Origin of the sequence: Ursidibacter maritimus (assembly GCF_009761395.1) — a bacterium.
Taxonomy (GTDB): domain Bacteria; phylum Pseudomonadota; class Gammaproteobacteria; order Enterobacterales; family Pasteurellaceae; genus Ursidibacter; species Ursidibacter maritimus.
In genome coordinates, this window is the sequence record NZ_LEKN01000004.1 from 1 (window position 1) to 7468 (window position 7468).

The following is a 7468-nucleotide window of genomic DNA, read 5'->3' on the forward strand; positions in this document are numbered from 1 at the left end:
AGCTTAATTCACCCAATCGCGATGGACGAAGGTTTACGTTTTGCGATTCGTGAAGGTGGTCGTACAGTAGGTGCGGGCGTTGTAGCGAAAATCATCAAGTAATAGATGTAGCGTAAGCGAATAAATAGAAGGCGTACTTAAGTACGCCTTTTGTTTTGCAAACTATATTGAAAATCTTACCGCTTATATTCTTAATATCGCTCAAATCATTTATTGGTGTAATGGACAAAATAGTTGCTAATAATATTTTTCTTATGTTGTTAGCAACTATTTTGTCCATTACACCCAATAAAATTGGTTAGATTTAATTATTTTCAAAGGAATATATTTAGCTAAATATCTGTAATAATTCTGCTGAATTCGGATAATGAACAGATAAATGCGTTATGTGTAACTTCTTTTTTTGATTTATCTACAACTAAAATGGCTTGTTTGGATTTGAGTATCGCTTTTCGTTTTATCTTAGCCTCAGTAAAATCAAAGCAAGTAGCGCCATTTTTATCGCTAAATCCAGCAGCTGAAATAAAAGCCTTATCGGTTATAATAAAATCTAGCTCAGATTCGTTATTTAATGGATTAAATAATACATTATTGCGTGAAAATTCGCCACCTAATAGAATTAGTCTGCAATTTGAATTTTCTGATAACACTAAAAATGTATTCAAGGAACAACATATTGCAGTAAAACGAATTTTAGGATCTATTTGTGATGCTATAAAAGGGATTGTTGAGCCACAATCAAAAAACACGACATCGTCTTCTTCAATAAGTTTTGCTGCTTCTTCTCCTAAAATCAGTTTTTCTGTCGTATGTTTAGACTGTTGCTCAATTACCTGATAAGAGCTTTTTTGTTTTTTTAAAACAATATACCCACCTAATAAATTAAAAGGAGTAGATCCACTATTAATATCTCTACGAATAGTCATTTCTGAAACTCCTAATATCTCAGCAGCTTCACGTAAATGAATTTGATTTTGTTGTTTCAGTAGAAATGTCAATTTTTGTAGACGAGATACCATTGCCCTACCCCTTACGTTATATTTTAATATTGCCCTGTAGTATTTGATTCACCTGTAATAATCATAACTCCTGAGCTTGTTCCTAAGCGAGTTGCACCTGCTAATAACATCTGTTCTGCTACTTCTTTGGTTTTTATTCCACCAGATGCTTTTATTTGCACTGAGTTTCCCACACTCTGTTTCATAAGTTTTACCGCATTGATGGTTGCTCCAGAATGGCTAAAACCTGTAGATGTTTTTATAAAAGCAACTCCAATATCAGAACAGATTTTACCTAAATTCTCTATTTCTTGTTCATTTAGCAAACAAGTTTCAAAAATAACTTTAAGAGGCGTTGTTACGCAAGCATCGAAAACACATTGAATGTCCTCTCTTACTGCATTCCATTTTCCGCTTTTTACCCAACCAATATTGACGACCATATCTATTTCATCCGCCCCCATTTCAATTGCACTGATAGCTTCAAATACCTTTACTTTACTTAAAGTTGCACCTAATGGAAATCCAACAACAGTACAAATTTTGACATCAGAATTAGCTAACATTTTCTTAGCCAAGGGGATATAAGCTGGATTTATACAAACGGACCAGAATTGAAATTTTTCAGCCTCTAGGCAAAGAGACTTAATTTTTTCTTCCGTTGTATCCGCAGATAAAGCCGTATGATCGATGTATTGAGAGATAGTACTCATTTTGTTTCCTCTTTTCTATAAAAATCATATTTGCATTATTGCTTAAGAATTTTTTTATTTCTGTGATCAATGTCACTTTTTTAACATTAAAATGAAATTATACTAATTATAGACAATAAATGTTTTTATTTTAACATTGGGAGGACAAAATGAAAATTGCTGTTATTGGCTCAAATATGGTTGATTTAGTGACCTATGTTAATGATATGCCGAAGTGGGGAGAAACATTAGAAGCTCCTAGTTTTAGTATTGGATGTGGAGGGAAAGGTGCTAATCAAGCTATTGCAGCAGCTAAGCTAGGGGCTGATGTGATGATGATTAGTAAAGTTGGTGATGATTTATTTGCTGATAACACAATTGCTAACTTTTCTAATTTTGGTGTTAATAATAAGTATGTAAAAAAAGTAACAGGGTGTTCTAGTGGTGTAGCACCTATATTTGTAGATCAAAGTGCTCAGAATCAGATCTTGATTATCAAAGGAGCAAATAATTTTCTAGTTTCTACAGATATTGATGAAGCTGAAACTGATTTAAAAAATTGTGATGTAATTGTGTTACAACTAGAAATTCCTTTAAATACGGTGTATTACGCTATTGATTTTGCTAATAAATATAACATTCCTGTTATTTTGAATCCTGCCCCAGCTACTACAGATTTAAATATTGAGTATGCTTGTCGCTGTGATTTCTTTATGCCAAATGAAAGTGAATTAGCCATACTAACCAATTTACCTGTTAGTACATTAGAAGAAATAGAGTATGCAGCAAATGTTTTGTTACAAAAAGGTTTGAAAAATATTGTCGTAACATTAGGAAGCCGAGGAGCTTTATGGATGACTAAAGATACAAAAATACATATTCCACCAACAAAAGTTGATGCTATCGATTCAAGTGGTGCTGGAGATGCATTTATAGGATGTTTTTCACATTATTTAGTTAAATCTGGTGATGTTCTAACTGCCTTAAAACAAGCCTCAATTTTTGCAGCATATAGCGTTACTGGCAGAGGCACTCAATCTTCCTATCCTGATATAGAACAATTTGAGAATTTTAAAACTAGTCATAATTTATAAGGAGAATCGTATGTCAAAATTTACTCAATATCCCGATGGCTATTTAGATAAAACACCTATTTTGCAATTTATTTTGCTTTCTTGCCTCTTTCCACTGTGGGGAGCTGCGGCAAGCTTAAATGATATTTTGATTACACAATTTAAAAGTGTTTTTACGTTAAGCGATTTCGCAAGTGCTTTAGTACAAAGTGCGTTTTATGGTGGATATTTCTTAATTGCTATCCCTGCTTCTCTAGTTATTAAGAAAACAAGTTACAAAATAGCTATTCTCATTGGATTAACACTTTATATCGTAGGTTGTTCAATGTTTTACCCTGCTTCCCATATGGCAACTTATACTATGTTTTTAGCAGCAATTTTCTCAATTGCGATTGGTTTAAGCTTTTTAGAAACATCGGCAAATACTTATAGCTCAATGATTGGGCATAAAGATTATGCAACACTGAGACTAAATATAAGCCAAACATTTTATCCTATAGGTGCTATTGCAGGTATTTTGCTTGGAAAATATTTAATTTTCCAAGATGGTGCTAGTTTGGAACAGCAAATGGCAACAATGAATGCAGAGCAGATTCACGCATTTAAACTGTCAATGCTAGAGCATACATTACAACCATATAAATACATCATCTTTGTATTAATTGCTGTTACGGTATTATTCTTAATTATTCCATTTCCAAAATGTAAAGTAACGAATATGGAAAACACTAGAGAGACAAGTTTTATTGATACATTAAAGTATCTTGCAAGAAACTCTGCGTTTAAGAAAGGAATTGTTGCTCAATTTTTATATGTAGGAATGCAAGTTGCTGTATGGTCTTTTACTATTCGTTTAGCTCTATCTCTAAGTGATATGAATGAACGAGATGCCTCTAACTTTATGGTATATAGTTTTATAGGCTTTTTTATAGGTAAGTTTGTGGCTAATTTCTTGATGACTAAATTTAATTCAAATGCTGTTTTGATGTGGTATTCAGTACTTGGAGCAATAACTTTAGGATATACAGCTTTTGTTAATGATTTTTCAGCAGTATACGCCGCAATATTTGCAAGTGTTTTATTTGGACCTTGTTGGGCAACTATATACGCTTCTGTACTAGATACTGTAGAACAAGAATATCGAGAAGTAGGTGGTGCTGTTGTAGTAATGTCAATTATAGGTGCTGCTGTTATTCCTGCTATCCATGGTTTTGTATCTGATAAAGTTGGTTCTTTACAACTGGCGTTTATTGTACCACTACTCTGCTTTGTTTATGTTGGTTACTATTTCTTTGACAAAATGAAAACGGATAAAAAATAATAGGAGGAGATATGAACTATAAATTACATTTATCAAAGTCATTATTCCTTTCACAAGAAACAATTCTTCTTGAAAATGAATATTTTAAAATCAGTTGCTTTAAGTATGCTTCTGGAGTAGAAGCGTTACGTTTATCTAATTCAAAGGGTTATCTTGTTGTTTTACCATATTATGGTCAAATGATTTGGGATGCTGTATTTGAAGGGCATAATCTATGTATGAAAAATATGTTTAATGAGCCTAAATTAGGCTCATCAATTATAGATACTTATGGATGTTTCTCTTTCCACTCTGGATTACTATGTAATGGTTGTCCTTCCCCTGAAGATAACCACCCTTTACACGGAGAATTTCCTTGTGCACAAATGGATAATTGTTGGTTAGAAATATCAGATAACAAAATTAGTGTAATCAGCCAATATGAATATGTAAAAGGGTTTGGGCATCATTATTTATCAAAACCTAGTGTTGTACTATACCAAGACAGTAGTTTATTTAATATAAATTTATCCGTAACTAATTTATCATCAGTAAAAATGCCTCTTCAGTATATGTGTCATATGAATTATTGTTATGAAGAAGGGGCTAGTTTTGAACAGAACATTCCTGAAGATATTATTGAATTAAGAGAGTCTATTCCTGCTCATGTAATACCTACTCCTAAATGGTTAGATTTTAATAATAGTCTTAAAAAATCTAAGAGTACTTTAACTAAACTTACTCAATCTGAATTATATGATCCTGAGATTGTCTTTTTTATGGATAATCTATCCAAATATCAAGATAAGTTAGTATATAGAATGATTTCTCCAAAAGGACATATCTATAGAACAGAATTCTCATCAGATCAATTCAATTATGCGACTCGATGGGTTCTGTATAATGCTGTTCAGCAAGTTGCGGCATTCGTATTGCCTGCAACTTGCCGTCCAGAAGGATTTAAAGAGGCTCAGAAAAATAACTCACTTATATTCTTGAACCCTTATGAAACTAAAGAATTTAGCGTTTTAACTGGTATAGAGGATTAGCCACGATAATCTACTTAACAAACCCAAAGTGAAATTAGACTTTGGGTTTGTTGTATTCTTATTACCTCTACGCCACAAATCCCACCGCTTGATAGACTTGTTTTAATGTTTCTTGAGCTTTGGCTCGTGCTTTTTTAGCTCCTTCTTGATAGATTTTTTCAAGCAGCGCTTCATCATTACGGAAATGATAATAACGTTCTTGTAATTGACCTAACATCGCAGAAACTTCATCGGCTACGGCGGTTTTTAAATGGCCGTACATTTTACCTTCAAACTCAGCTTCTAATTGTGGAATAGTTTTACCTGTTACACTCGCCAAAATATCAAGTAGATTCGACACGCCTGGTTTTTCTTTCACGTCGTAACGTACAACTGGTGGCTCATCGCCGTCTGTCATTGCTCGCTTAATTTTTTTCGCAACCGATTTCGGATCTTCTAATAAGCCAATCACATTATTGCGGTTATCGTCTGATTTTGACATCTTTTTGGTTGGCTCAAGTAATGACATCACTCTCGCACCGGTTTTTGCAATGAAAACTTCAGGCACAGCAAATAGATTCTCAATTACATGACCTTCTGTATCTTTTTTACCGTATAGGGCGTTAAAGCGGTTAGCAATATCACGGGTAATTTCTAAATGTTGTTTTTGGTCATCGCCTACAGGTACTTGATTTGCTTGATAAAGCAAAATATCTGCAGCCATTAGGACTGGGTAAGTAAATAAACCGACATTCACATTATCTTCGTGACGAGCAGATTTATCTTTAAATTGAGTCATTCGTCCCATCTCGCCAAAATAGGTATAGCAATTTAAAATCCACGCCAGTTGTGAATGTTCTGGCACATGGGATTGAATAAAAATAGTGCTTTTCTCAGGATCAATCCCACAAGCTAGATAGATTGCTAGGGTGTCTAAAGTGGCTTTACGTAAGGCTTCTGGATCTTGGCGGACGGTGATGGCGTGTAAATCAACGATACAGAATAAGCAGTCATAATCATCTTGCATTTTCGTCCATTGACGTAAAGCACCTAAATAGTTGCCTAAACTTAATTCACCTGATGGTTGAACGCCACTGAATACGATTGGTTTTGACATTGTTTTTTCTCTTTAAAATTTCGATAAGATAAGCGGTTTGATTTGGGCAGAATTTTGCAAAAAATCGGATAAATCTTGTCGCTTATGACAACGGGCAATGCCCGCTAGTTAAATACATTTCAAGTATTATGGCATAAAAAAAGCGAAAAGACGAACCGCTGTAAGAACTACTTTCTTAGCTAAATAGCCATAATGAAAGATTCAGATTAAGGATACCGAGTGAAACGCTCAGCAAGATGTTGTTGAGATATTTATAGCTGATAACAACACTTACTAGTGCAAGAACCTGTGCACCAAACAATACATATCCCTGATTATTTTGTGGTATAGAAACGCTGGTTATCAAGAGTAATACCATAATGACAAGCGGTAAGATCCGATTTAATTTTTGCAAAATCGGATGATTCATCAAGTTTTTGGGCAAAAAGAAGGGTAAAAATCGGCAAAGTTGCGTGCCCAATGTCAGTGCAATCAGCATATAAATAATATCGAGAGTATGCATTATGCTTTTCCTTTCTTATGATCAAAGAACGATTGCGGCAGTAAAGTAACAATGACAATAGCGATTAAAATTGCGACTAATAATACACTCTGGTCGGTAATTTGACGAGCTAATAAAAAACCGACTAACGCAATAAAAATAGATTTCCATTGCTTTTGGCTCTTATATTGTTCATAAGCCAAAATAGCAAATAAGCAAGGCAACGCAAAATCAAGGTTTGGAATATACTGTGAAACGGAATCACCTAAGGCAATACCAATTATGGTGGCAATAACCCAATAAATCATGCCCAAAAAATTGACTTTGAGCATCATTGCTTGGCGTGTATTTGCGGGGAAGGTTGTCAGTAATGCAAAACTTTCATCAGTTAAATAGCAGGTACTTAAAAAACGTTTAACTCGTTCCTTTGGCAAAAGAGAATACATATTAAGTGTATAAAACATAAAACGTAAACTCATTAATAATGTACTTAAGAATATAGGGATGATACCCACGCCTGAAATAAAGAACGGAATAGCTGCATATTGAGCTGTACCAGAGAAAACAGTAAAACTCATTACAATGGTAAACCACGCTGGTAAGCCAGTAGAAGTAGCTAATATACCGTAAGCAATACCCGCTGCAAGGTATCCCATTAAGATGGGCAATGTGAGTTTTACAGCATTTTTCCAACTATTTTCAGCATTAAATGACATAAAGTACCTTGGTGTGTTAGTTTCAAAGCTAACCCCTATACGCAAAAACCGCGAGTTATCTCT

Annotated in this window: 9 protein-coding genes; 4 read left to right on the forward strand and 5 right to left on the reverse strand. The window is 34.1% G+C overall.

The genetic code is table 11. From position 1 onward, the window contains the following. Nucleotides 1–102, forward strand: a 102-nt coding sequence (locus A1D26_RS02255; RefSeq protein ID WP_456300790.1) for an EF-Tu C-terminal domain-related protein, incomplete at its 5' end; no start/stop codon positions are given. A gap of 230 nt (nucleotides 103–332) precedes the next feature. On the opposite strand, the gene deoR is transcribed toward A1D26_RS02255, so the two are convergent. Both deoR and deoC read right to left on the reverse strand, forming a co-directional pair. Further along, nucleotides 333–1019 carry a DNA-binding transcriptional repressor DeoR gene (gene deoR / locus A1D26_RS02260; RefSeq protein ID WP_157402489.1) on the reverse strand — a complete coding sequence of 229 codons (687 nt, stop codon included), beginning with the start codon at nucleotides 1017–1019 and terminating at the stop codon, nucleotides 333–335. Nucleotides 1020–1042: 23 nt separating this feature from the next. Next, nucleotides 1043–1711: a deoxyribose-phosphate aldolase gene (deoC, locus tag A1D26_RS02265; protein ID WP_157402490.1), complete on the reverse strand. Its 669-nt coding sequence runs from the start codon at nucleotides 1709–1711 to the stop codon at nucleotides 1043–1045. A 149-nt stretch (nucleotides 1712–1860) separates the two neighbouring features. Between deoC and rbsK the strand changes: the two genes are divergently transcribed. The 3 genes from rbsK to A1D26_RS02280 are packed head-to-tail and all read left to right on the forward strand — an operon-like array spanning nucleotide 1861 to nucleotide 5112. Further along, nucleotides 1861–2784: a ribokinase gene (gene rbsK, locus A1D26_RS02270; protein ID WP_157402491.1), complete on the forward strand. Its 924-nt coding sequence runs from the start codon at nucleotides 1861–1863 to the stop codon at nucleotides 2782–2784. A gap of 10 nt (nucleotides 2785–2794) precedes the next feature. Further along, entirely contained in the window at nucleotides 2795–4084 is a 1290-nt protein-coding gene (fucP, locus tag A1D26_RS02275) for an L-fucose:H+ symporter permease (RefSeq protein ID WP_157402492.1), read from the forward strand. A gap of 11 nt (nucleotides 4085–4095) precedes the next feature. Further along, nucleotides 4096–5112, forward strand: coding sequence for an aldose 1-epimerase family protein (locus tag A1D26_RS02280; protein ID WP_157402493.1), 1017 nt, complete (start codon nucleotides 4096–4098; stop codon nucleotides 5110–5112). 67 nt (nucleotides 5113–5179) lie between these two features. Here the strand turns inward: A1D26_RS02280 and trpS are convergent, their stop codons facing one another. The 3 genes from trpS to A1D26_RS02295 all read right to left on the reverse strand — a co-directional run bounded on the left by trpS (nucleotide 5180) and on the right by A1D26_RS02295 (nucleotide 7405). Continuing rightward, nucleotides 5180–6208: a tryptophan--tRNA ligase gene (trpS, locus tag A1D26_RS02285; RefSeq protein ID WP_157402494.1), complete on the reverse strand. Its 1029-nt coding sequence runs from the start codon at nucleotides 6206–6208 to the stop codon at nucleotides 5180–5182. 175 nt (nucleotides 6209–6383) lie between these two features. After that, the gene (locus A1D26_RS02290) at nucleotides 6384–6710 is read right to left on the reverse strand and encodes an AzlD domain-containing protein (protein WP_157402495.1); all 327 of its coding nucleotides are present in this window, start codon (nucleotides 6708–6710) and stop codon (nucleotides 6384–6386) included. Further along, nucleotides 6710–7405 carry an AzlC family ABC transporter permease gene (locus A1D26_RS02295; RefSeq protein WP_157402496.1) on the reverse strand — a complete coding sequence of 232 codons (696 nt, stop codon included), beginning with the start codon at nucleotides 7403–7405 and terminating at the stop codon, nucleotides 6710–6712. The genes A1D26_RS02290 and A1D26_RS02295 overlap by 1 nt, the downstream gene beginning before the upstream one ends. Nucleotides 7406–7468 lie beyond the last annotated feature (63 nt).